Source organism: Agarivorans sp. 2_MG-2023 (genome assembly GCF_030548085.1).
Lineage (GTDB): Bacteria > Pseudomonadota > Gammaproteobacteria > Enterobacterales > Celerinatantimonadaceae > Agarivorans.
Genome location: NZ_JAUORQ010000026.1, coordinates 1 through 24,199 on the forward strand (window position 1 = coordinate 1; position 24,199 = coordinate 24,199).

General features: G+C 44.7%; 23 protein-coding genes and 1 tRNA gene. 13 read left to right on the forward strand and 11 right to left on the reverse strand.

What is annotated here, in order from left to right; translation table 11 throughout:
• The 7 genes from Q4549_RS21565 to lolB form a co-directional block, all read right to left on the reverse strand.
• Nucleotides 1-77: transfer RNA gene (locus Q4549_RS21565), tRNA-Met, on the reverse strand.
• 489 nt (nucleotides 78-566) lie between these two features.
• Nucleotides 567-1,658, reverse strand: a complete 1,092-nt coding sequence (ychF, locus tag Q4549_RS21570) for a redox-regulated ATPase YchF (protein ID WP_137671528.1) — start codon at nucleotides 1,656-1,658, stop codon at nucleotides 567-569.
• Between the two features lie 25 nt (nucleotides 1,659-1,683).
• Entirely contained in the window at nucleotides 1,684-2,274 is a 591-nt protein-coding gene (gene pth / locus Q4549_RS21575) for an aminoacyl-tRNA hydrolase (protein ID WP_303552887.1), read from the reverse strand.
• Nucleotides 2,274-2,909, reverse strand: coding sequence for a 50S ribosomal protein L25/general stress protein Ctc (locus Q4549_RS21580; RefSeq protein ID WP_303516866.1), 636 nt, complete (start codon nucleotides 2,907-2,909; stop codon nucleotides 2,274-2,276). Before Q4549_RS21580 ends, pth begins: the two co-directional genes overlap by 1 nt.
• A 205-nt stretch (nucleotides 2,910-3,114) precedes the next feature.
• Nucleotides 3,115-4,056: a ribose-phosphate pyrophosphokinase gene (locus tag Q4549_RS21585; protein WP_137671525.1), complete on the reverse strand. Its 942-nt coding sequence runs from the start codon at nucleotides 4,054-4,056 to the stop codon at nucleotides 3,115-3,117.
• A gap of 68 nt (nucleotides 4,057-4,124) precedes the next feature.
• A complete protein-coding gene (ispE, locus tag Q4549_RS21590; protein ID WP_303552888.1) occupies nucleotides 4,125-5,003 on the reverse strand; it encodes a 4-(cytidine 5'-diphospho)-2-C-methyl-D-erythritol kinase in 879 nt (292 codons plus the stop codon).
• Nucleotides 4,984-5,577 carry a lipoprotein insertase outer membrane protein LolB gene (gene lolB / locus Q4549_RS21595; protein WP_303552889.1) on the reverse strand — a complete coding sequence of 198 codons (594 nt, stop codon included), beginning with the start codon at nucleotides 5,575-5,577 and terminating at the stop codon, nucleotides 4,984-4,986. Before lolB ends, ispE begins: the two co-directional genes overlap by 20 nt.
• Before the next feature lie 205 nt (nucleotides 5,578-5,782).
• On the opposite strand from lolB, the gene hemA reads away from it, so the two are divergent.
• The 6 genes from hemA (at nucleotide 5,783) to nlpI (ending at nucleotide 11,716) form a co-directional block, all read left to right on the forward strand.
• Nucleotides 5,783-7,033 carry a glutamyl-tRNA reductase gene (hemA, locus tag Q4549_RS21600; protein WP_303516860.1) on the forward strand — a complete coding sequence of 417 codons (1,251 nt, stop codon included), beginning with the start codon at nucleotides 5,783-5,785 and terminating at the stop codon, nucleotides 7,031-7,033.
• Between the two features lie 67 nt (nucleotides 7,034-7,100).
• Nucleotides 7,101-8,192, forward strand: coding sequence for a peptide chain release factor 1 (prfA, locus tag Q4549_RS21605; protein WP_303552890.1), 1,092 nt, complete (start codon nucleotides 7,101-7,103; stop codon nucleotides 8,190-8,192).
• Between the two features lies 1 nt (nucleotide 8,193).
• Nucleotides 8,194-9,033, forward strand: a complete 840-nt coding sequence (gene prmC, locus Q4549_RS21610; RefSeq protein ID WP_303552891.1) for a peptide chain release factor N(5)-glutamine methyltransferase — start codon at nucleotides 8,194-8,196, stop codon at nucleotides 9,031-9,033.
• A gap of 54 nt (nucleotides 9,034-9,087) precedes the next feature.
• Nucleotides 9,088-9,852, forward strand: a complete 765-nt coding sequence (locus tag Q4549_RS21615; RefSeq protein WP_137671519.1) for a SirB1 family protein — start codon at nucleotides 9,088-9,090, stop codon at nucleotides 9,850-9,852.
• Nucleotides 9,853-9,862: 10 nt separating this feature from the next.
• Nucleotides 9,863-10,720: a 3-deoxy-8-phosphooctulonate synthase gene (kdsA, locus tag Q4549_RS21620; RefSeq protein ID WP_303552892.1), complete on the forward strand. Its 858-nt coding sequence runs from the start codon at nucleotides 9,863-9,865 to the stop codon at nucleotides 10,718-10,720.
• A 126-nt stretch (nucleotides 10,721-10,846) separates the two neighbouring features.
• Nucleotides 10,847-11,716 (forward strand): lipoprotein NlpI, encoded by an 870-nt coding sequence (gene nlpI / locus Q4549_RS21625; RefSeq protein ID WP_137671517.1) that lies wholly within the window; start codon nucleotides 10,847-10,849, stop codon nucleotides 11,714-11,716.
• 27 nt (nucleotides 11,717-11,743) lie between these two features.
• Here nlpI and Q4549_RS21630 read toward each other — a convergent pair whose 3' ends face one another.
• Together Q4549_RS21630 and Q4549_RS21635 are read right to left on the reverse strand one after the other, a co-directional pair.
• Nucleotides 11,744-12,616 carry a U32 family peptidase gene (locus Q4549_RS21630; protein WP_303516854.1) on the reverse strand — a complete coding sequence of 291 codons (873 nt, stop codon included), beginning with the start codon at nucleotides 12,614-12,616 and terminating at the stop codon, nucleotides 11,744-11,746.
• 13 nt (nucleotides 12,617-12,629) lie between these two features.
• Entirely contained in the window at nucleotides 12,630-13,628 is a 999-nt protein-coding gene (locus Q4549_RS21635; protein ID WP_137671515.1) for a peptidase U32 family protein, read from the reverse strand.
• 140 nt (nucleotides 13,629-13,768) lie between these two features.
• Between Q4549_RS21635 and Q4549_RS21640 the strand changes: the two genes are divergently transcribed.
• The 3 genes from Q4549_RS21640 (at nucleotide 13,769) to Q4549_RS21650 (ending at nucleotide 17,454) form a co-directional block, all read left to right on the forward strand.
• Nucleotides 13,769-14,257, forward strand: coding sequence for an SCP2 domain-containing protein (locus Q4549_RS21640; RefSeq protein WP_303552893.1), 489 nt, complete (start codon nucleotides 13,769-13,771; stop codon nucleotides 14,255-14,257).
• A 124-nt stretch (nucleotides 14,258-14,381) separates the two neighbouring features.
• On the forward strand, nucleotides 14,382-15,557 hold the full coding sequence (locus tag Q4549_RS21645; protein ID WP_303552894.1) for an extracellular solute-binding protein: 1,176 nt from the start codon (nucleotides 14,382-14,384) through the stop codon (nucleotides 15,555-15,557).
• Nucleotides 15,547-17,454 (forward strand): sensor histidine kinase, encoded by a 1,908-nt coding sequence (locus tag Q4549_RS21650; protein ID WP_137671512.1) that lies wholly within the window; start codon nucleotides 15,547-15,549, stop codon nucleotides 17,452-17,454. The genes Q4549_RS21645 and Q4549_RS21650 overlap by 11 nt, the downstream gene beginning before the upstream one ends.
• Nucleotides 17,455-17,476: 22 nt before the next feature.
• Here the strand turns inward: Q4549_RS21650 and Q4549_RS21655 are convergent, their stop codons facing one another.
• Both Q4549_RS21655 and Q4549_RS21660 read right to left on the reverse strand, forming a co-directional pair.
• On the reverse strand, nucleotides 17,477-17,869 hold the full coding sequence (locus Q4549_RS21655) for a hypothetical protein (protein ID WP_303552895.1): 393 nt from the start codon (nucleotides 17,867-17,869) through the stop codon (nucleotides 17,477-17,479).
• Between the two features lie 45 nt (nucleotides 17,870-17,914).
• A complete protein-coding gene (locus Q4549_RS21660) occupies nucleotides 17,915-18,595 on the reverse strand; it encodes a murein L,D-transpeptidase family protein (protein WP_303516845.1) in 681 nt (226 codons plus the stop codon).
• A 149-nt stretch (nucleotides 18,596-18,744) separates the two neighbouring features.
• Between Q4549_RS21660 and Q4549_RS21665 the strand changes: the two genes are divergently transcribed.
• From Q4549_RS21665 to Q4549_RS21680, 4 genes are all read left to right on the forward strand, one after another.
• On the forward strand, nucleotides 18,745-19,464 hold the full coding sequence (locus tag Q4549_RS21665) for an ABC transporter substrate-binding protein (RefSeq protein ID WP_303516843.1): 720 nt from the start codon (nucleotides 18,745-18,747) through the stop codon (nucleotides 19,462-19,464).
• Nucleotides 19,465-19,628: 164 nt separating this feature from the next.
• Entirely contained in the window at nucleotides 19,629-20,633 is a 1,005-nt protein-coding gene (locus Q4549_RS21670) for a TAXI family TRAP transporter solute-binding subunit (protein ID WP_303516841.1), read from the forward strand.
• Between the two features lie 76 nt (nucleotides 20,634-20,709).
• Nucleotides 20,710-22,785 carry a TRAP transporter fused permease subunit gene (locus Q4549_RS21675; RefSeq protein ID WP_303552896.1) on the forward strand — a complete coding sequence of 692 codons (2,076 nt, stop codon included), beginning with the start codon at nucleotides 20,710-20,712 and terminating at the stop codon, nucleotides 22,783-22,785.
• A gap of 167 nt (nucleotides 22,786-22,952) precedes the next feature.
• Nucleotides 22,953-23,945, forward strand: coding sequence for a Gfo/Idh/MocA family protein (locus Q4549_RS21680; protein ID WP_303552897.1), 993 nt, complete (start codon nucleotides 22,953-22,955; stop codon nucleotides 23,943-23,945).
• Nucleotides 23,946-24,199 lie beyond the last annotated feature (254 nt).

A 24,199-nucleotide genomic window follows, 5' to 3' on the forward strand; every position in this document is an offset into this window, starting at 1 on the left:
TGGTGGCTATGGCGGGACTTGAACCTGCGACCCCAGCATTATGAGTGCTGTGCTCTAACCAGCTGAGCTACATAGCCTTGTGAACGACGCTTTGCGTTGTTAACGGCGCGTATTATGCGTATCAGACCCAATAGCGTCAACCGTTTTTTTGCCAAAAAACCGCAAAAAAGTTTGTTTGTGCAGTTTGTGTACGCGATGCTGGCTGTTTGTTCAATATGCCTGTTTGCTTTATGTGCAATTGCCGATTTTGGTTAATGAAAGGTTTAGTTTTTAGCCTTTGCATTTATGCGGCTTGAAACATTCATTATTGCTTAATTGAAGATGTGGTGAGCCAGTTAGTAAGATATTGGGTTCAAATGGATGAAGTATAAGGCAAGTGGGTAGGGCTGAAAGTAAACCAAGTCTCGTTTAGCTAGGTTAGGGGTTGGCTAAAACCTAAAGTACAGCAGCTTGAAAGTGAAGTTTGTAGGATAGAACGTACTGGCTAATGCGGTGAAGTAAGTTTGAAATTTGCTGGCGCTAATAAAAAAGCCAACTCGAGGTTGGCTTTTTTGATGGGTTTGGGCTTATACGTTAAATAAGAAGTGAATCACATCACCATCTTTTACCACATAAGTTTTACCTTCTTGGCGCCATTTACCCGCTACCTTGGCTCCAGACTCACCTTTATGTTCGATGTAGTCATCGTAACCAACGACTTCAGCGCGAATGTAGCCTTTTTCAAAGTCGGTATGAATCTTACCAGCTGCTTGTGGGCCAGTAGCACCAACAGGTACTGTCCATGCGCGAACTTCTTTTACACCTGCGGTGAAGTAGGTTTGTAGATCAAGTAGCTCGTAACCAGCGCGAATAACGCGGTTTAGGCCAGGCTCTTCTAAGCCCATCTCGTCCATAAACTCAGCTTTTTCGTCAGCGTCTAGTTCGGCAATCTCGCTTTCAATTTCGGCACAAACCGCTACCACAACTGCATTTTCTGCCGCTGCAATTTCTTTTACTTTATCTAAGTAAGGGTTGTTTTCAAAACCGTCATCGTTAACGTTGGCGATGTACATCGTTGGCTTAGCAGTTAAGAAGTTCATGTAAGCAATGGCTGCTTGTTCTTCTTTGCTTAAGTCTAAGCTGCGTAGCATTAAATCTGCTTCTAAGTGCGCTTGCACTTTTACTAAAATTTCGGCTTCAAACTTGGCGTCTTTGTCGCCACCTTTGGCCTTCTTAGCGACTCGGATCTGAGCTTTTTCACAGGTATCTAAATCAGACAGCGCTAACTCAGTGTTAATGGTGTCGATATCTTCTGCAGGGTCTACTTTACCCGCTACGTGAACGATGTTGTCGTTTTCGAAACAACGCACTACGTGACCGATTGCATCGGTTTCGCGAATGTTGGCTAGGAATTTATTCCCTAAGCCTTCGCCTTTAGATGCGCCCGCTACCAAACCTGCAATGTCTACAAATTCCATGGTGGTAGGAAGAATACGTTGTGGGTTCACAATGGCTGCCAGGGCGTCTAAACGCGTATCTGGAACAGGTACTACGCCAGTGTTTGGCTCAATAGTACAAAATGGAAAGTTAGCAGCTTCAATGCCGGCTTGTGTCAGAGCGTTAAAAAGGGTCGACTTGCCTACGTTTGGCAAACCAACGATGCCACATTTAAATCCCATAATAATACCTATTTGTTTAAGGGGCTTAGCCCGCTTTGTAACTATGTAATCGATTCATTGCTTTGCTTAAACCATCTTTAAGCAAAATATCGGTACTGCGCACCGCTTCATCAATTGCATCATCAATCAGTTCTTGGTCGGCTTTAGGTGCTTTACCTAAGACATAACCTGAAACACGGTCTTTGTGACCGGGATGTCCAATACCTATCCGCAAACGATGAAAATCTTTGTTATTGCCAAATTTACTGATGATGTCGCGAAGCCCATTGTGACCACCATGACCACCACCTTTTTTGAAGCGCGCTACGCCCGGTGGCATATCAAGTTCGTCGTGAGCAACCATAATTTGCTCAAGCTCTATGCGATAAAATTTAGCTAAAGAAGCAACAGATTTGCCGCTTAAATTCATAAACGTTGTGGGGATTAACAAACGTAACTCTTGATCGGCGAGTTGAATACGGCCGGTGAGTCCGAAATGTTTACTGTCTGGTTTTAATTGGACGTGATGATTATTGGCTAGCTGAGTCACTAACCAGGCGCCAGCATTGTGGCGAGTTGAATCATATTCGGGGCCTGGATTACCCAGGCCCACGAGTAAACGAATATCGTTTATCACTATTCTTCAGTAGCTACTTCTTCAGAATCAGATTCAGATTCAGGAGCTTCTTCAGCCACAGCTTTAGGCGTAGTAATAGATACTACAGCTTGGTCGTGGTTTTCACCTTTAGCTAATTCAACCGATGTTACGTTAGCAGGTAGAGTGATGTCAGAGATGTGTAGAGAGTTACCTAGTTCTAGGTTAGCTACGTCTACTTCGATGTACTCTGGAAGATCTTTAGCTAGACAGCTAACTTCGATCTCTGTTGCCAAGTGATGTACTTTACCGCCATTCTTAACTGCTTCTGCTGACTCTTCGTTTAAGAAGTGTAGAGGAACTGCTTTGTGGATAGCTTTAGTATTGTCAACACGTTGGAAGTCAATGTGTTGTACACGTGGCTTAAATGCATGACGCTGCATGTCTTTTACTAATACGTCTACGGCTTCACCAGCAACATTCAAAGTAATGATGCTTGAGTAAAACGCTTCAGCTTCTTGCGCTTTCATCACGTGACGTTGTGCAAGAGTGATTGATACAGGATCTTTACCAGCACCGTATACGATAGCAGGAACTTTTTCTTCGTGACGTAGGCGGCGGCTCGCACCTTTCCCTAGGTCTGTACGCAGCTCAGCGTCAAGTTTAATGTTAGACATTTGTGTTTCTCCAAATAAAAAAATGAGGCTAAAGTTTCGCGACCAAACTCTAACCAGTACCTTGTTGAACAGTGAAAAAGTGACTAGCACTGACCCACTTCAATTCAAAAGGCGCGGCATTCTACCATTGGCGTTTTTGAAAGCCAATAAAAAAGCGCGGTAATTCACATTACCGCGCTTTTTAAAATATTTCGCTGAATGTTACTTAGAACATTGCTGAGATTGACTCTTCGTTACTGACGCGACGAATTGCTTCTGCAAGCATTGGCGCTAGAGATAGTTGACGAACTTTCTCTACGTTGCGCATTTCATCGGCTAGCGGAATAGAGTCAGTAATAATTACTTCATCTAAGGCTGACTCTGTAATGTTTTGCGCAGCGTTACCCGAGAATACTGGGTGAGTAGCATAAGCAAATACGCGCTTAGCACCTTTAGCTTTAAGTGCTGCTGCTGCCTGACACAAGGTACCGCCAGTATCAATCATGTCATCAACCATGATGCAGTCACGACCATCAACGTCACCGATGATGTTCATTACTTGCGCTACGTTGGCACGTGGACGACGTTTGTCGATAATGGCCAGGTCACTGTCGTTAAGCATTTTAGCCACGGCGCGAGCACGTACAACACCACCAATATCAGGTGATACTACTACTGGAGACTCTAGGTTTTTGTCTAGCATGTCTTGCAGTAGTACAGGGCTACCAAAAGCGTTGTCTACTGGTACGTCGAAGAAACCTTGAATTTGTTCGGCGTGAAGATCAACAGTAAGTACGCGGTCAACACCTACACTCGATAGGAAGTCTGCTACTACTTTCGCAGTAATTGGCACACGTGCACTACGTGGACGACGGTCTTGACGAGCATAACCAAAGTAGGGAATTACCGCAGTAATACGACCCGCAGAGGCACGACGTAGAGCATCAACGATTACAATCAGCTCCATGACGTTGTCGTTAGTTGGAGCGCAAGTGGATTGGACAACAAAAATGTCTCCACCACGAACGTTTTCGTTGATTTGTACACTAATCTCGCCATCACTGAATCTACCTACTGAAATATCACCTAGGGTGGTATAGAGGCGATCAGCAATACGCTGGGCAAGTTCGGGCGTGGCGTTACCGGCGAAGAGTTTCATGTCTGGCACGATGGAAACCTCAGATTTATCGGGTCAATAGAGCGTTACGTTTTTTAAGAACCTAAGAATGAAATTTCTTAAGCTCCTGCGGTGTTTTCGAGTGTTTTTTCGTTTTTCAACTGCTCATGTAAGGGCGATTGATTACAGGCTTTACACACAAAACCAGAAACATTTTTAGGGCGTTTTTCTAGCACTGACAAGGCTTCACGCTCTGTATCAAAGGCGGCAAAAACACAAGAACCTGTTCCTGTCATCCTCGACGGCGCGTATTCTAACAACCAGCTAAGAGCTTGTGCAACCTCCGGATAAACTTTAGCCACAATTTCTTGGCAATCATTTTGCCAATCACTGTTAACTAATTGTTGCCAGCTTCGCTTTGCGGTGTTTCTTGGTAGGAGAGGGTGACCAAATACACTTTCTGTAGAAACATGCACTTGCGGATGCAAAACCACATACCATGGTTCTGCTACAACTACGTTTTGTAGTTGTTCTCCCACGCCTTCGGCAAACGCACTATGACCATGAATAAAAATAGGCACATCGGCGCCAAGTTGCAAACCTAAAGTGGCTAGTTGATCGAGGCTTAAGTTGCATTTCCACAAGTGGTTAAGCACCAGCAAGGTGGTTGCGGCATTTGACGAGCCGCCACCAATTCCGCCGCCCATTGGCAAGTGTTTATCTAGGGTAATACTTACCCCTTGTTGAATATGACTATATTGCTGCAAAAGGCGGGCGGCTTTCACCACCAAGTTGTCTTCCGCCGGAAAATCTAATTGGCTATTTAACTCAATGCTGCCCGATTGATTTGGCGTGAAAAAAAGCTGATCGCAGCAATCAATAAATTGAAACAAGGTTTGTAAGTCATGGTAGCCATTGTCACGTTGGCCAGTGATGTATAAAAAGAGATTAAGTTTGGCGGGTGATAACCACGGGCCACTAGTTGCTTGTTGAGTCATTAATCTGCCATTTATGAATATTGAGTTTTAGTAAATTGTCGGTCGAGCGCATCTCTAATTGGCGGGGCAGGGTATGCGTATTGTATTGGGCGTAATTAACATAGCTAATTTCCCACTGCTCATCGGTGGTAAAACCTGCCAAACGGTGTTGAGGGTTTAGCTGGTAGTCATTTTGAGTGGGTATGCCCAGTAGCCACTTAGGGAGTTGTTCAACAGGAACCTGCCAGCCAGTGAGCCGGTGAACTAACAATTGCGCATCTTTACCTGAGTATTCTTCGTCTTTGGTTTTTACCCATACTTTTCCAGGTTGGTAGTGCAGCTCTATACCTTGTATTCCTAAGGGGCCGTTAATTCTTAAAATGCTTTTGTCGCCTTGCTGTTGCCAATAAAGATTGGCCGCTTGGCGTGAGGCGTCGCTAATAAACGCTATTTTGCCGCTCAATTGCCAGTTGTTTAAGCGATTGAGATCGGCTAAATGGCTATCCCATTCACTGTTTTCAGTGCTAATAGGTGGTGCAATGGTACAAGCGGTTAAGCTCATCGCAAAGATGATGATAAAAACGAGTTGGCGCACAGTGATTCCGACTTTTTTTTGCAGTATAAAAGTTCAAGGTGCTTGCTGTAAATTGCTTATCAGCAAAGATGTGTCGCTAATTGAGATTAAATTTAGTGCATCAAGCGCTGCTTAACGTGCGAGTTTCTTTTATTTAAGTCCACATTCCCGTACAATTTGTGTTTTTACCCCATTAGGAAACGGCGCTGCAAAGCCCCCCACAACGATGACTCTGCAAGTCTTAGGTATTAATCACAAATCGGCTCCCGTCGGCTTGCGTGAAAAAGTCGCGTTTAGCCCTGAGCAGGTCAACCATGCGTTGAGTCACGCTAGTACTCAGCTTGGTGTGGAGATGGTGATTGTATCTACCTGTAATCGAACCGAGCTGTATTGCAATTTAGGCGATGTAGATTGCCAAGCGGTTGTGCAATGGTTAATTAACTACAAGCAGTTATCAGAGCAAGAGGTTAAGCCCTGTTTATATCAATATGAGCAGCAGCAAGCCGTAGCGCATTTAATGCGTGTGGCCAGTGGCTTAGATTCTCTTATATTGGGTGAGCCGCAAATTTTAGGGCAAATTAAACAAGCCTATACCGAATCTCGTGAAGCTGGCGCAGTGGGCAGCGTATTGGAGCGTTTCTTTCAGCGAGCGTTCTCGGTTGCGAAGCAAGTGAGAACTGATACTGATATTGGCGTGAATGCTGTTTCAGTGGCGTTTGCTGCGGTGAGCTTGGCGAAACAAATTTTTGATGACATTAGCCAGTCTAAAGTCATGTTAGTAGGTGCTGGTGAAACCATTGAGCTAGTGGCTAAACATTTGGTTGACCAAGGTGTAAATAAGTTAATCGTGGCCAACCGCACGGTATCTCGGGCTAAAACCTTGGGTGATAAGTTTGGTGCAGAGGTCATTACACTAAACGAAATCCCACAGCACTTGGCGGCTTCAGACATCGTGATTAGTTCTACCGCCAGTCCTTTACCCATTATTGGTAAAGGTATGGTGGAAACCGCGTTAAAGAAACGTCGTTTTCAACCGATGTTTTTGGTGGATATTGCAGTACCACGCGATATTGAAGAACAAGTAGGTGATTTGCGTGATGCTTACTTGTACACCGTAGATGATTTACAAGGCATTGTTGAACAGAATATGGCCTCGCGCCGAGAAGCTGCTGAACAAGCTGAATTTATTGTTAGTGCTCAAAGTGAAGACTTTATGGCTTGGTTACGCTCGTTAGAGTCGGTAACCACCATTCGTGATTACCGCAGCCATAGCGAGCGAGTTCGTGATGCCGCAGTAGAGAAAGCTATGGAGTCTTTAGCCAACGGTAAAGACCCCGCAACAGTGATTCGCGAAACCGCCTTCCAACTCACCAACAAGTTGATTCACGCCCCTACCGAAGCCATTAATAAGGCTGGCCGCGATGGTCGTCTCGAAGAGCTGGCAGTAATACGAGAGGCTATAGGCCTAAGAAAATAACCCATTTGTGGTCGATGTTTCGTTGCTAGCTAAAGCCGACGGAATATTGCGTTTATAGAGAGAAAGCATGAAAGCGTCAATTATAACAAAACTTGAAACCCTGAAAGAGCGTTACCAAGAGGTTCAAGTATTACTCGGCGAACCAGAAATTATTTCTGATCAAACTCGCTTTAGAGGCCTGACAAAAGAATATTCGCAGTTAGAAGAAGTGGTAAATTGCTTTACTGCTTATCAGCAAGCTCAAGAAAACTTTGAGTCGGCTAACGAGATGATGCAAGACGACGACCCAGAAATGCGTGAGATGGCTGAGATGGAAGCCTCCGAAGCTAAAGAAAGCATGGCAACCTTGTCGGATGACTTGCAGTTATTGTTATTGCCTCGCGACCCGAACGATTCTCGCAGCGTATTTTTAGAGATCCGTGCAGGCGCGGGTGGAGATGAAGCGGCTATTTTTGCGGGTAACTTATTCCGTATGTACAGCAAGTTTTCAGAGCAGCAGGGCTGGCGTATGTCGGTCATGTCGGCTAACGAAAGTGAGCAAGGCGGTTACAAAGAAATGATCGCTAAAATTGACGGCGAAGATGTATTCCGCTTAATGAAGTTTGAATCTGGTGGTCACCGGGTTCAACGGGTACCAGAAACTGAATCGCAAGGCCGTATTCATACTTCTGCCTGTACCGTTGCTGTATTACCAGAGATTCCAGAAGCTGAGCAAATTGAGATTAACACCGGTGATTTACGGGTTGATACCTTCCGAGCGTCTGGCGCAGGTGGTCAGCACGTTAACAAAACTGACTCAGCCATTCGATTGACTCACTTACCTACAGGCGTAGTGGTGGAGTGTCAGGAAGAGCGTTCACAGCATAAAAACCGTGCTAAAGCGATGTCGGTACTGTCGGCTCGCTTGCAAGCTTTAGAAGACGATAAACGTCGCGCAGAAGAAACCAGCATGCGTCGTGAATTGGTTGCCAGTGGTGACCGTAGTGAACGTATTCGTACATATAACTACCCACAAGGCCGCGTGAGCGATCACCGTATCAACCTTACCTTGTACCGTTTAAACGATATATTGGAAGGTGAGTTACTGGCCTTACTTGACCCTATTCTACAAGAGTTCCAAGCTGATCAACTGGCGGCATTAGCAGAAGGTGAAGGCTAAATTGCCGAGTATTGCCCAGGCTCAAGAGTGGGCCAAGCAAGCTCTAGCGGGAGGCGAGTCACCGAAGGTTGATGCTAAGGTGATTTTGCAACACGTATTGCAATGTGAGCAAGCGTATTTGCTCACTTGGCCTGAGCGAACGTTAACGGCCGAACAGTGGCAGAATTATCAACAACTGGTGGCCAAACGCCTAGCGGGTGAGCCGGTGGCTTATATTGTTGGCTCACGCGAGTTTTGGTCGTTAGCCTTAAAAGTCTCTCCTGCAACCTTGATCCCGCGCCCAGATACTGAAGTTTTAGTTGAACAAAGCCTAAAGAAACTCATTAATCACGCCGATACTAAAATAGTCGACTTAGGAACCGGCACTGGAGCCATTGCTCTTGCGCTTGCCAGCGAATTACCGCAAGCGAGTGTATATGCCAGTGATTTACGAGACGAAGCGGCAGCATTGGCGAAAGAGAATGCTGCGCTGTTAAAGCTAGCTAATGTAGAGGTTAGGCAAGGTTCTTGGTTTGCCCCTTTTAGTGAGCAAAAATTTGATTTGGTGGTAAGTAATCCACCTTATATTGACCCACAAGACCCACACTTGTCGCAAGGTGATGTGTGCTTTGAGCCTAGCTCAGCGCTTACCGCAGAGCAGCATGGCTTGGCCGATATTCAACATATTGTTGAACAAGCACCAAGCTACTTAAAAAGTGATGGTTGGTTAATGTTAGAACATGGTTACGACCAAAAAACGGCGGTTCAGCAGCTTTTAATACAAGCTGGGTTCAAAGATGTATTTACTGAGCAAGACTATGGCGGAATGGATCGCGTAAGCGGTGGCCGGTTTAGTGGCTAATGTGGTTCTGGATTAGCGCTGCCAGTAAAAGAATAAAGTAAGGAAAGAAAACGAGTGATTTTTCGCATTTTAGGTATTGAAGAAGAGATCACTGGGCAGTCCTTTGCGTTGGTCCGTAAAACCTTGCATAGGCTGTGGTTAGATTGGCTCAAACTCAACCCATTAGAAGACACGGTTGAGCTTCGATTTGAACAGCTCAAAACGCTTTTTTATAAAGACTTGGGCTTCAGCAGTGATTGGCAGTCTTACTATCACAGTAAGAACTGGTTGATTAGTGATGCCTTGAGTCGGCGTTGTGGTAATGGCACCAGTTTAGCGGTGTTACTGCATTACTTTGCCCGTAAACTCGATATTGAATGTCACGCCTTAGCCTTTCCGGCACAAACAATTTTGGCTGTAAAGCTGACCGATAGATTTATCTATTTTGATGCCTTTGCGGGTGAGCAAAAAAGCCTAAGCCAACTTGAAGTGATTCATCGCGGACATAAAGGCAACTTGGCTCGATTACTGAGTGACAACTTAGAACCGATTAGCTCTTCACAAGTGACAGAGCGCTGGCTGGGCGAATTAAAGAGTGCCTGTTTACGCGAAGATGAGTTTGAGAAGGCATTGCGGGTTTCCCAAGTGTTACTACGCTTAAAGCCTGGTGACCCACACGAAATGCGTGACAGAGGGTTTATCTACCAACAGCTTGATTGCAATAGCGTTGCAATTAATGACTTTGAATATTTTATTGAACAGTGTCCCGACGACCCATTGTCGAAGATACTAAAGGTGCAAATCCACTCCATGGATTCGCAACCTGCCATTTTGCATTAAGAGGAATAGCATGCAGCAGAAAACCGTTAATATTGGCGCAATCCCCGTAGCCAATAACGCGCCATTTACTTTGTTTGCCGGAATGAACGTATTAGAGTCTCGTGAATTAGCGATGCGTATTGCTGAGCATTTTGTTGAAGTAACCAGCAAGTTAGGTATTCCTTACGTATTTAAAGCGTCGTTTGATAAAGCAAACCGTTCATCAGTGCATTCTTACCGTGGCCCAGGCATGGAGCAGGGCTTACGTTTGTTAGAAGAGATTAAGCAGCAGTTCTCTATTCCGGTGATTACCGACGTACATGAAATAGCACAAGCTGCTCCAGTTGCTGAAGTGGCAGACGTTATTCAACTACCTGCCTTTTTAGCACGCCAAACCGACTTGGTTGAAGCAATGGCTAAAACGGGCGCGGTAATTAACGTAAAGAAACCTCAGTTTTTAAGCCCGTCACAAATGGGCAATATTGTTGATAAGTTTGCTGAGTGCGGCAATGACAAGATCATTCTGTGTGAACGTGGCAGTAACTTTGGTTACGACAACCTGGTGGTTGATACACTAGGTTTTTGTACCATGAAAAAAGTTAGTAATGGTTCGCCAGTTATTTTTGATGTTACCCACGCGCTACAGTGTCGCGATCCATTAGGTGCTGCCTCTGGTGGTCGCCGTGAGCAAGTTGGCGAGTTGGCTAAAGCTGGTATGGCTACCGGGCTGGCTGGATTGTTTTTAGAGGCACATCCAGATCCAGATAATGCACAATGTGACGGACCAAGTGCATTGCCCTTGTCGAAGCTAGAGCCATTTTTAACGCAGATTAAAGCCTTGGATGATTTGGTGAAATCTTTCGACGTTTTAGATACTCATTCAAAATAAGAAATTTGTCGATAATGGCAACTTTCGGTTTCCCTAATCTACTTCTCTTGCTAGGGTAAACAACATTAACAGGGCTGAAAGTCTCTATTTTTCAGCTCTTAGCTCAACAAGAAAAATGGAAGTGATATGTTAATTAAAGCCTTGCGCACCGGGTGTATGTTAGTGACTTTTGGTTACCTTAGCGCTTGTGCCAGCACTTCAAGTCAAGCTCCGCAAACGGTGGTATTAGCCACACCTTTACAAGTTAATTATCAATCTGAAGTCGCTCTAGCGCGTCTCGGACAAATGCTTAATTCTGGTGAATACAATCAAGACCAAATGGCGCAGCTTTATTACGAGCGCGGCATTGTATTTGACCGTGTTGGGCTGCGAGCCTTAGCCCGATTCGATTTTAACCGGGCTATTCAGTTAAAGCCTGACTTTGTAGAAGCCTACAATTTCTTAGGTGTTTATTTCACCTTAGCCGAAGAGTTTGATAGCGCATTTGAAGCTTTTGACTCGGCGGTAGAGTTGGCTCCAAATTATAGCTTTGCTTATTTTTATCGTGGAATTGCGCTTAATTATGCCAACAAGCCTGAGTTGGCCATCGTTGATGTAAAACACTATGCAGACCAAGCACCTAATGACCCTTACCGTGTGTTGTGGCGCTACTTAATTCAGCTTGAAGCCGGTGAAGAGGGCGCAGCTGCAGAGCTAAGCGAAGCCTTAGAAACGTATCAAAATGAAGATTGGGGTTGGGAAATTGTTCGTTTGTACGCTGGCGAAATCACTCAACAAGAGTTTCTACGCAGCACCATGGATGTAGAAGGTGACAACCGCGCTTTGGCTGAGCGTTTATGTGAAGCTTATTTCTACATGGCTAAATTAGCCCAGCGCGCTGGCGACCCACAGTTGGCAAGCAGTTATTTCAAATTATCGTTAGCCAACAACGTGTATGATTTTGTAGAACACCGTTTGGCCTTGTTTGAACTAAACCGTTATGAGAGCCAGATTTAACTCGCTCTCATCACGATTAGATTTGGTTTAATCTTGCTGGCGAATGCCAGCAATTTGGTGCCAGTAGCCGTTAACACTGTCGGGAGTGGGGAAAGGTTCGCTGGTTTCTGTGCGACGTCGAAAAGCTTCTAAGTGTTCAATACTCTCTTCACCCAGTGGACTAATCCGCACGATATCAACTAAACCCTGCATGCTTTGTTGGTCGTTAATTAAGTCGTAGCAATCACCAGAAAGCGTTTGAATACCGTTAAGTACAAACAGTGGCTGGCCTTCTTGGCTGTCTACTCGACGACCGTTAGGGTAGTTAATACAGCAGGTTTCGCAGTTGTCTTTGCTCTTGCCTTCAGACTGTGCAGTGAAGCAACGCGCGGAATAGGCTAGTGGCAAATGCCCATAGGCAAAAACCTCTATTTCAAAGCGTTCACGAATACCCATTTCAGTACACTCGTCACTGAGCTTTTGTAACCAATCTCTCGATAGCTCAACTGGCATTACCCAGCGTTGCATGCCTTGGTCTAGCAATACTTTTAAGGCATAAGCGTTGTAAATGTTAATGGCAGGGCCACAAACAAATGGTAATTTAGCTTTATGGGCTTCTTCGATAGCGCTGAAATCATTGGCTTCAATGATAAAGTCACCGTTATCAATCAGCTTTTTTAAGTTACGGATCTCAGACGGTGCCTCTAGCAAGGCCATGGTAGAAATCGCGACTTGCTTACCTGCTTGGTTCAGCTGTTTTGCCAGGTCTATCCAATCTTGTGCTTTCATGTTGCGACGTTTGCTACAAACGGTTTCGCCAAGGTAGATAATGTCTGCGCTACTGGCTTTAGCCAAGTGGTAAAACTCTTCAATTTTATGGTTTGGCCAATAATACAAAATTGGCCCAAGTGCATATTTCATAATGTACCTATTTCTATTGCCAAGCTTTGTGATAAGCGCCTAAGGTAGTTTGGCTGCCTTCAGACAGTTTCGCTAATTGGCTCATCCATTGATTTTTTGCTGCATACTGCTCAGGGTCACGCTGATAGCTATCAATAGCTTCACGCCACACTTGAGTCACTTGCGCGACATAGGCTGGGCTGCGTTGCCGGCCTTCAATTTTTACTGCAGAGATATTGGCAGAAAACAGTTCTGGCAATAATTCGAGGGTATTTAGGCTAGTAGGTTCTTCAAGCGCATGATAACGGTGGCCATCTACATCGAAACGGCCCTTACACAGCGTTGGATAACCAGCTGTTTCATTGGGCCCGTAGCGGTCAATTAGAATGTCATTCAGGCGAGATTCTAAGCCTTGTTCGGTTTCTTGCCAGCGAACAAAAGAAGCTGGTGAACAGGCTCCAACCGTATTTGGTGATTCGCCAGTTAAATACGATGACAAATAACAACGTCCTTCTGCCATGACACACAAGCTGCCAAAAGCGAATACTTCAAGCTCCATATCTGGGCAAGCTCTAGAAAGTTGCTTAACTTGGTGTATCGATAGTACGCGTGGCAATACCACCCGTTTTACGTTGAAGTTACGTTGATAGAATGCAATTGCCGAGGCATTAGTGGCTGAGGCCTGCACCGATAAATGTACCGTTAAATTAGGATGACGCTGTTTAGCATATTCCAGTAAAGCAATGTCGGCCAAAATCACCACATCGGCACCAATTTCAACGGCGCGATCAATGGCTGCAAACCATAGGTGGTGTTGCTGAGGGTGAGCAAATGTGTTGATTGCTACGTGCAATTGGCGCTGGCGGCTTTTTAGGTAATCAACGGCTTTATCTAGTTTTTTGCCTTCGAAGTTTAAACCTGCAAAATGGCGTGCGTTAGTGGCATCTTTAAAGCCGATATAAATGGCATCGGCGCCGTGGTCTACCGCTGCTTTCACTGCAGGTAATGAGCCGGCAGGACAAAGTAATTCCATATGTCGCTCTACTAGAGATTTTTTGTCATTCTACTGGGCTTAGTTCTATTGGATATTGACTCAGCGCAGCTTTGCGCTAAGCAAACTTGAGTAAACTGAGCCACTTATATACGTTGATTTTATTTTTATGAGGTAACTAAGTGCTTACTCGCTTGAAACGGTCTTTAGTGAAAGAAATGCCAAGGGTATTGAGTTTGCCTGCTAAACATTGCCCTTTTTCTTTACAAAGTTTAGTGATAGAAAAAGCCCTAGCGGTATCCTTCGCTGAAGCGATTGAAGACGGTGACTTGGACTTTTTAGAACAGCGCTATTTAAAGTTAACAGTGAGTGATTTAAACGCGAGTTGGTACATCACTTTTAGCCAGCAGAAATTGCAGGTACAAGCCAAAGCTGACACTGTTGATGTGAGTTTTTCCGGTGAACTAAATGACTTTGTGTTGATGATGGGGCGTCAAGAAGATCCTGATACGCTTTTTTTCCAACGCCGATTGAAAATAGAAGGCGATACTGAGTTAGGCCTAGAGCTTAAAAATCTCTTGGATAACTTAGACATTGATGACTTGCCTAACTGGGTAAAAACAGCGCTTACTCAGAGTGCTGAATTAGTGGCCCAATACCAGCCTGCATAGACCCAAAATAACAAAACTGCAATCACTTAAGTGATTGCTATGTCTCGAATTATAAGCCCATTTTAGGCGCAAACAGCTTCATTTGAACTACACTCAATGCAGGGTGGATGAAGAAGAGGTTTGCATGCGAGTTGGGTTGCTGCTTTTATGTCTATTAGGGCAAGGCGCTAGCGCAGTCGAGATAAGTTTTTTGTACTACCGAGAACAAGGTAGCGCTACCTTCCGAGCGCTGCTTGAAGAGTTTTCTCGTGACCATAACCATCAAGTTACGTTGTATCAAATTACCTCAGAAAGCTTAAAACCCTCTTTAATTAAATCAGTACTGCAAGGTACAGCGGCCGATGTGGTTTTTGCCCCTTCAGACTTCGTAGGTATTGCCGAACAAGGTAAATTTTCTGAGGTACCGCAGGCGCTCATTAGCCAGAAAACCAATGCCGAAATTCAACTCACTGCCAGCATCGATAATACGCTTTACGGTATTCCCATTTTACAGGGGAATCACCTCATGTTGTTTTACAATCGCCGGTTAGTGAAAGAACCAATAACGACTTGGCAGTCTTTGTTAGAGCAAAAGGATCAGTTTGATGAGGCTGGCGTGGCGGCCATTGGTTGGAACTATTCTGAGATGTATTGGTTTGCGGGCTTTTATAATACTTTTGGTGGGCGAATGACCCGTGGAAAATTGGTGACCTTAAACGATCCGCCAATGAATGATGCGCTTAATTTTTACAAAAGTTTAGCAACCCGAGGGTTGGTGAGCTCTGAGTGCACCTACGACTGTGGATACAAAGATTTTATTGAAGGCAAAGTAGCGTATGCAATAAACGGTGAGTGGGCAGTTGCTGATTTTGAGAAGCACTTAGGGGATGACTTAGGTATTGCGTTAATTCCCAATATTGGCAAAAAAGCCTTTCGACCTTTGTCTTCTAGCTTAGTGTTAGTGTTTCCTGATAACAGTTTAGATGGCCCCAAAGCCGAGGCGCTTAAGCAATTAAGTGTATTTTTGCAAAGCGAAAAGGTTCAGCGCGTACTTTACGAAAAGGCGCGTTTCTTACCGGTAGATAGCCAACTAATTAGTGAAATAAAAGCAAACTCTGATGAAAACGAAAGCGCAATGCTGGCTCAACTAGAGTTAGCGGTACCGATGTCGGCCGAGGCAGCACAAGGTAGTGCTTGGATTGGCTTGCGTAAGGGATTTGAGTTATTTAATAAAGGCGTGATTGATGCAAATAAAGCTGGAGAGTATATGCAGCAATATGCCGAAAGAGATTATGGACAGCATCTAAAAAATGAGAATTAAGGCCAACCAACTTAGAACCATTTTAGCGCTTAGTATTTTACTTGGAGCCTTGTTGCCCAGTACGCTTATTGGCTCGTTTATGCTCAAACAAATTGCTGAGCAAGATCAACAGGCTATTACTCAAACCTTGTATTTAAAAGCTAATAACATTGCTCAAAACATTCAGCACAGGGTGCGCCAATTACTATTAGATTTGCAAAGTTTGGCGCAGGTAAATGATGTTGTATTAACACCCACCTCAGCAATTTTTGGTTTCCATTCTAATCAGCTAATAACTGAAGTGCTGCAACAAAACGATTGGGCCTCTGCGATTTATATTGTTGATTTAGATGGCCGAATTATTGAAGGTGCGCCACTTCAAGCTGAAATTCTAGATCTAAAAGCGCATTTACCTGCAGTTCGCAGGCTCAATCAGTTAGTCAAGCAAGGTAGCAATAACGCGGTGGTAGAAGTATATCAAGACGCCGAGTTTGCCCAATTAGTAGAAAATGGCGAGGCGATAGACAGTGATTCAGGTTTGTTGCTGATGCAACCTTTAGTACAGAAAAACTTAAACGCGATAGAGAACAGCCAACAGGTGGGGGCATTGTTGGTTTTTGTGCCGATGCAATCGCTATGGAAAGAAGCTGAGTCGAGGATTTCTCAGCACGGAAGTTTAGAGCTATTTCACTCGCAGCGTTTGTTATTTAAAGGCACTAAAGGCGAAGAACCGATTCGCAGATTTTACATAGATGTAGACTTAGATTTGAGTAATATGTCGGAGCCCTTGTCGCTATCGCTCAGTGCTGAAAGCCGCTCGTTTTGGGGCTTGTTGGTAGAGCGTCAATCTAATGTTGTGATTATATTGTTGGTGATTTTTGTTTTGGTGGCGATCATCGCGCTAATGCTAACTCGGCGTATTGTGGATCCCTTAGAGCACCTTAGTCGTTTAGTGGCTAATTACTCAGAAGGCCGCTACGACAGCAAAGCGCCGTCGTTGGCCTATGAAGAGTTCAATCAAGTGGGTAGTTTACTTAATAGCATGGCGGAGAGAGTGACTCGAGATCAGGAACAACTGGAGCAACGAGTTACCGAGCGTACTTATGAGCTCGAGCAAGCAAATCATACCCTACAAGATACATTGGGTAAATTAAACGATACCCAACTAGAACTGGTGGAAAAAGAGAAAATGGCAGCCTTGGGTGGCTTGGTAGCTGGAATGGCTCACGAACTTAACACCCCCCTAGGAGTAGGAATTACTGCGGCCTCTCAGTTGGTGAGTAACTTTCAAACGATAGGGCAAAGTTTAGAAAATGGAACCTTAGCCCGCTCAGACTTAGAAGCGTTGATACGCCAAGGAGCAGAGGGCGGTGAATTACTTGAAAGCAGCTTGCAGCGCTCGGCAGCCTTAGTTAATACCTTTAAGGCCTTGGCTGGCAGCGACATTGATGCCAGTTTGCAGCGACTAAATCTAAAAACATGGTTGGAGCAACAGCTACAAATGTTTTTGCAGCCTTTTTCGGAGCGACAAATTCAGTTGTCTATTTCTGGCGCAAATCCAAATATGTTGCTTAATCAGCGCGCAGTAGAATTGGTATTTTCTTGTCTAATTGATAACTCAATTCAACATGGTTTTTCTAGCCAAACCTTCCCGCATATTAAAGTGGATATTAGCGCCTCACATGAGACAGTGGAAATTGTTTATCAAGACAATGGAACAGGCGTGCAAGCCGAAGATATAAACCTCATCTTTAATCCTTTTTATACAACTGGGCGCAGCTCTGGCAATGTGGGTTTAGGGTTAAATCAAGTATATAACTTGGTGCATCAACACTTACTTGGCAGTGTAGAGAGTTTTACCGCGGAGCCGCAGGGTTTGGGGTTCAAAATCAATTTGCCTAGAGAATACGGTAAGTAGTCGAATGTAAGGCGCTTTCCTCTTAGCCTTTTTGAGGCCAAGTAACGATCTTTCCATTATCAAAAATAGTCCCTGACTGGGCGACCTGCAGTGATATAAAAATGTTGTTTAGCGCAATATGACTGTGCTGATGAATGAGCTTAGCTAGCAAGCTTAATAGCTGCTGCTGGCGCTTCTCACTGTGTACATCGGGTACGATCAATTCTGCAATGAGAGGGGGTTGATGAACGTGTTGTTGCATATGTACTTGCTTGTTAACAAAGTAGTGCCCCGGCTGAATGTACTGCCAGTCAAGGCTAATATGCTCTAGTTGAATCTTGGCCTGCTGGGCAAAGTCTTTGGCCAGTTTGTTCAAAAGCGCTGGCATATCTACTGAGTCGGGCAGTGCTAGGGAGCGAATATGCACAATTGGCATTAACAACTTCTCCGTTTACGAGTTAAGCAATACGCCTAGCCTAACTCATTGGCTAAATTGTTCAAATTGTTGTTGAATTTGTTTATATAGCTCACCGGTCCATTCGGGTAAATGATCTGGTACTGGGAATAAGGATAACAGTCGTGGATCGTGAGGGGCAATGACCACTTTACTGTTGTTGGGGCCAATTCTCTCCACCAGTACAAACAAGTCTTCGATGTTTTGGTCACCCATGGCTAAACAGCCTACCGACGAGGTTTTACCGTGAATAAAAATATTGGAGCCGGGCTGGTGGCGCTGTTCTAGTTTAGCTTTCTCTAAATCAAAACTATTGGGATAGTTTAGCTTCATAGAAAGGTGGAATTTGCTGTTTGGGTTCAAAGCGTTTATTTCGTAAATCCCTTCGGGCACTTGTAAGTCGCCTTCACGCAGTTTTGGGCCTGCAGTGCCGCTGGCATGCCTAATCCAATAGGTATGTATATACTTAAACCCCTCTCCACTGTCTGCCCAAAGCTCCAGTCGGCGTGACCGTTTGCTGGCTAACAAGGTTATTTTTTGTGGAGGGTAGTCCACTTTAGCGGCGACAAATAGCGGTAATAGCCGCTTTAGACTATCGTTATGGTAAGTCTTAATCACTTGTTTAATAGAGCGTTTACCTGCGGCAGTCGGCTGGCTTTCATGCCAAGCTGAGGCATGCAGAGAAGCGCTGCAAAAACTGAGTAACATTGCGCAGCACAGTCGATAAAAACTCAAAGGCTAATACTCTATCGAATAAGTGAGTGAGAAGTGTACTTGTACTTAATGATAAGTGCTATAGCTGGCCAGTTTGCAAGGGCATTATCGCCAAAGGCCGTTAGCCTAAAGAGGACATTTGTTTGCTCAATATCAAGCCTTTTGTCTTTGCTATGTTGTTGCTTTCCAGTACGCCCCTTTATGCCCATACTTTGGAAGAGTTGCGGTATTACAGCGAAGAATTTTTTCCTTATAACTTTACTGAGCAAGAACAGGTAAGTGGTTTTTCTGTTGAGCTCTTAGCGTTAGTCTTTAAACAGCTTGGTAGCCCAATGCCAAAGGTAGAAATGGTGCCTTGGGCGCGTGGCTATTCTATTTTGCAGCAACAAAGCTATACGGTGTTGTTCTCCACAATTAAAACTCATCAACGTAAAGACTACTTTAAGTGGGCTTGCCCGATTAACTCTGCCAAAGGCCAGTTTTATGGTTTGTCTGATAGTAAGCTGAAGATTTCCCAATTGAGTGATGCTGCGAGCTATAAAATTGCGGTGATCAAAGGGCAAGCAATAGACGGTTACTTAAGTAACACCGAGTTAAAAGACAATCTGCACAGGCTCAAAACCGTTGAGCAAGCGTTTAAGTTGTTAGCCTTACGCCGAGTCGATTTAATTGCGCTTGCCGAGCAAAGCGTAGTGGGGCATGAGTCAAGTTTTAAACCCATTTATCGCTTATTTGAACACCAATATTGTTTTGCCTTTAATCGCTCAATTAGCCAGCTAGAGTTACAACGCTTTCAACAAGCCTTAGCGCAGGTACGTGAATCTGCCGAGTTCGCTGCTCTCTTTAAAAAGTACTTTGAATAGCGTTATTTACCATTTGCAACTTTAGTCGAATAGCTATGTTAATAGCTTGTTAATTCAAGCCGTGATGTCTAGGATGAAAATTCATTAAAATCATTGTGATTTCATAATCAACACCGTGTTTGGCTCGAGTTGTATCTGGGCTGCTTACTAAGGAGAGTAAAACCATGCGTAACTGGCTTGGCAAGGTCGCGTTAATCGCGAGTGCATTATCTTTTTCAGTACACGCTGACACAGGCACTAATTACCTGTTAGCAACAGCCAGTACTGGCGGTACTTATTACCCTGTGGGGGTGGCGTTAGCCACTTTAACCAAGGTGAAAATTCAACCTAAGCACAAAGTGAGTGTTTCGGCGATTAACTCTGCAGGCTCTGGCGAGAACATTAAGCTGTTGCGCGACAAAGAAGCACAGTTTGCCATTTTACAAGGTTTGTATGGTTCATATGCGGTAAATGGTACTGGACCTTTGGAGAAGGAAGGCAAGCAAACTCACCTTCGTTCTATCACTATGTTGTGGCAAAACGTTGAACAATTTGTGGTGAAAAAGGAGCACGCTAAAAACGGTGATTTAAGTGATTTACTGGCGTTGACGGGTAGCAAAGTGGCTTTAGGTAAAAAGAACTCGGGCACCATTGGTTCGAATCGTTTTTTACTGAGTAATCTTGGTGTGGATATAGATAAGCAAATGGAGCTGTTTTCAGCAGGTTATGGTCCATCAGCAGAAGCCCTGCAAAATGGCCAAGTTGAAGGCATTAATACTCCTGCTGGTGCACCTACTGGCGCGGTAACCAAGTTGTTTGCAGCTGCTGCAGCGGATGTTATGCCCCTAGCGGTGACTGATGAACAGATGGAGAAGGCCAATGGTGGTTTAGGTTTGTGGACCCGTTATGTTATCCCTGCCGGTACTTATCCAAATCTAAGTGAAGATTGGAATACTATGGCGCAGCCCAACTTTCTGGCAGTACACGCTGATGTAGATGAAGAGTTTGTTTACCTGCTCACCAAAACCGTTTACGAAAACTTAGGCTTTTTGCAAGCCATTCATAAAGCGACTAACGCTATGGCCTTAGACAAAGCGCTTGCAGGTTTGCCCGCTCCGCTACATCCAGGCGCTGCTCGTTACTACCGCGAAGCTGGCTTAGATATTCCAGATCACCTTGTTGCCAACTAGTTAGCGTTGCTTAAAGCCTAGGCGTAGTGCCTAGGTTTTTTCTTTTTAGATTCCTCTACCTTCAGGATCCTTAAGCATGCAGTGGAACGCCGTACCTGACAGTATTCGTCAGGAAATTGAAGATACCCGTGCTGTACCCGTGGTTTATGGTTTGGGTATTGTAATTAGCCTCGCTCATGTTTATTTCAATATCTTTGCCGACATCGCAGTGCTGCAACAGAACATCTTACACTTCGCTGGTTTTGTACTGTTATGTGGCCTACTTAAGCCGTTAACAGACAATCGATTTGTTTCATTGCTCGATAAGGTATGGGTGTTAGCGATTGCGCTATCTGCAGTTTACTTACTGTTTGCTGAAGACCTAATCTATGAGCGTGGAGTGCGCTTAGTCGCTTTAGATTGGTTATGCGGCACGGTAGTGATACTCGGCGCTATCGATATGACTCGCCGAGCAACCGGTTGGGTTATCCCTATTTTAATTGTAACCGCGATTTCTTATTTAGCATGGTGGGGTAACTTTGTTCCTGGGGTGTTTCAGTTTAAAGGTCTTAGTTTAGAAACGCTTTTGTTTAGAAGTATTTATGGCGACGATGCCATTTTTGGCAATATTGCTCGAATTTCGGCCAGCTTTGTATTTATGTTTATTTTGTTTGGCGCGTTCTTACTGCGGTCTGGAGCAGGTGACTTTGTCATTCACCTATCTAAAAGTATTGCGAGTCGTTTAGTCGGAGGGCCGGGCATTGTTGCGATTATTGCTTCGGGGTTAACCGGGACTATTTCTGGCAGTGCTGTGGCCAATACCGCATCAACTGGTGTAGTCACTATTCCACTGATGAAAAATGCCGGCTTTAGCCCTCGATTCGCTGCAGCAGTAGAAGCATCAGCCTCAACAGGTGGGCAAATTGTTCCGCCAATTATGGGGGCAGGGGCTTTTGTTATGGCCAGTTATACTCAGATCCCTTACAGCACTATTGTTATGGTCAGCATTTTGCCCGCGATACTCTACTTCGCCTCGTTAGTGTTTTATGTACGCACCGAGTCTTACAAGGCCGGGCTTACCCGCACCATGGAAAAAGCACCACCGTTGTTACCAATGGTGATGCGCGAAGGTTTGTCGTTTATTGTGCCTGTCACCCTGCTGATTGTGTTGTTAGTGATGGGGTACACACCTACCTATGCTGCAGTAATCGCCATCATCGCTGTTATTGTTAGCTCTTGGTTTACCCCCAATAAAATGGGCTTTCGGGCGATTGCCGATGCCTTTGCGCTGGGCTCTCGAAACATGGTAGTCACCGCTGTGCTGCTCTGTTCTGTGGGTTTAATCGTTAACGTTATTGCGACAGCGGGTATTGGCAATACATTTTCTCTGATGATTACCGAGTGGTCGGGTGGCAGCTTACTTATTGCTTTGTTACTGGTGGCTATTGCTTCCTTGGTATTAGGCATGGGGTTGCCTGTTACCGCCTCATACATTGTACTGGCTACTTTGTCTGCGCCAGCTTTACTGCAACTGATGGCTAATGCTGAGTTAGTGAATGTATTGAGCTCTGGAAGCATCAGTGCAGAAGTTCAAGCAGTGTTAATGCTGGTAGGCGTTAGCCCTGAGCAAGGCAGTTTAAGTTTGGCTGAAGCGCAGAACGTTATTGCGCAAATGCCAGACGAAATGATGGCCTTATTGCGTCCGATGCTGCTTGATGAGGCGACTATTTCAATGTTGCTGTTAGCATCCCACTTAGTCATTTTTTGGTTATCGCAAGACAGTAATGTTACGCCGCCAGTATGTTTATGTACGTTTACCGCAGCCGCTATTGCTAAATCACCACCAATGGCTACTGGCTTTACCTCTTGGAAAATTGCCAAGGGTTTATACATTATTCCGCTATTGTTTGCTTATACCCCACTTGCTCACGGTAACTGGTTAGCTGCGCTGCAAGTGTTTGGGTTTGCTTTACCCGGTTTATATGCTTTTACCTTGGTGATGCAAGGCTGGCAAAAACGAAAGCTACAGCATTGGGAGAGGGCATTAATGGCCTGTATAGCATTAGTGCTGCTTTGTCCATTGGCGCTGCAATGGCAGATTATCGCCTTGGCCGTTCTAGCGATAGCCATGGTTTACTTTAGTCGAAGCTCGCAACCCGTAGTGAGTGCTTAGCATGATGTTTTTATTGATTTAATCATGAAAAGTTTCATTGAAAAAACGTGCTAGTCGATGCGCTTCACAGTTTGTTATATGTTTTAGGTGCAAGCGGGAGCGTGACTGGCAAGTGAACATAAACGGGTTAAGATAAACCTTTATTAGACTTATCAAAGAGAGCGAACATGACAGAACGCGCGTTTAATTGGGGGCTCATCGCTCCTGGTCGTATTGCCCGTAATTTTGCTGAAGCTTTAGCAGTAGTTCCTAATGCTGAGTTATATGCGGTGGCGAGTTCAAACTTAGCGCGAGCTCAAGCATTCGCTGATGAGTTTTCTGGCCAACATGCCTATGATGATTACCAGCGCTTAGCCGAAGACCCAAATGTAGATGCTATTTACATTGCCAATCCCCACCGATTTCATTTTGACAGCATTAAAATGTGCCTAGAGGCTGGCAAGCCGGTGCTGTGTGAAAAACCTCTCACAGTAAACGCCGCGCAAACTCAAGCCTTGGTTGATATCGCTGAGCAGAACAAGGTGTTTTTGATGGAAGCCTTATGGACGCGTTTCCAGCCTGCTTGGCAACAGGTTCGCCGTTGGTTAGATGAGCAATTGATTGGTGATATTAAGCTAGTGAGTTCTAGCTTTGGTTTTAACATTCCGCGTGATGATAATGATCGCTTACTAAATATCGACTTAGCGGGTGGCTGTTTACTGGATATGGGCGTGTACAACGTGTCGATGTCCCAGTTTGTTATGCAAAGCAATCCGACTAAAATTCTAGCCGATGGCATTGTCGGTGAAACGGGTGTTGACGAGCGTAACTCGGTGATAATGAATTACGGTAACGCGGCCAGTCAGTTTACCTGCAACTTTCTGGCTACCACCGAAAATGATTTTACGATTTATGGGACTAAGGGTTCTATTAGAGTGCCAAACATGTTCTGGGTAGGTACTAAAGCTAGCTTGCGTGTTGATGGTCAAGCTGAGCAGATGCTTGATTTCCCATTTAAGGCCTCTGGATTCGAGTATCAGATTGAAGAAGTGATGCAATGTGTTGCGGTAGGCAAGTTACAAAGTGAAGTCATGGGTTGGCAAGACAGTATTGCTACGATGCAAATAATGGATAAAATTCGTGCTCAAGTTGGCGTTCGTTATCCGTTTTTAGGTGAATAAAAGGTACTAATTAAATCTTTGGGTTAAGGCTAAGCATTTGCTAGTTGACCTAAAAAAGACGAGGACTGGCGAATAATTCAACGAGCAGAGAAAAACTTACGCTTAATTGACTGAATTGCGAGCGGTTAAACGGTTTTAGTCTTTACATTCTAAATTCATATACGTAATATTCACACCGCTGCGGAGGGGTGGCAGAGTGGTCGAATGCACCGGTCTTGAAAACCGGCAAGGGTTAATAGCCCTTCGAGAGTTCA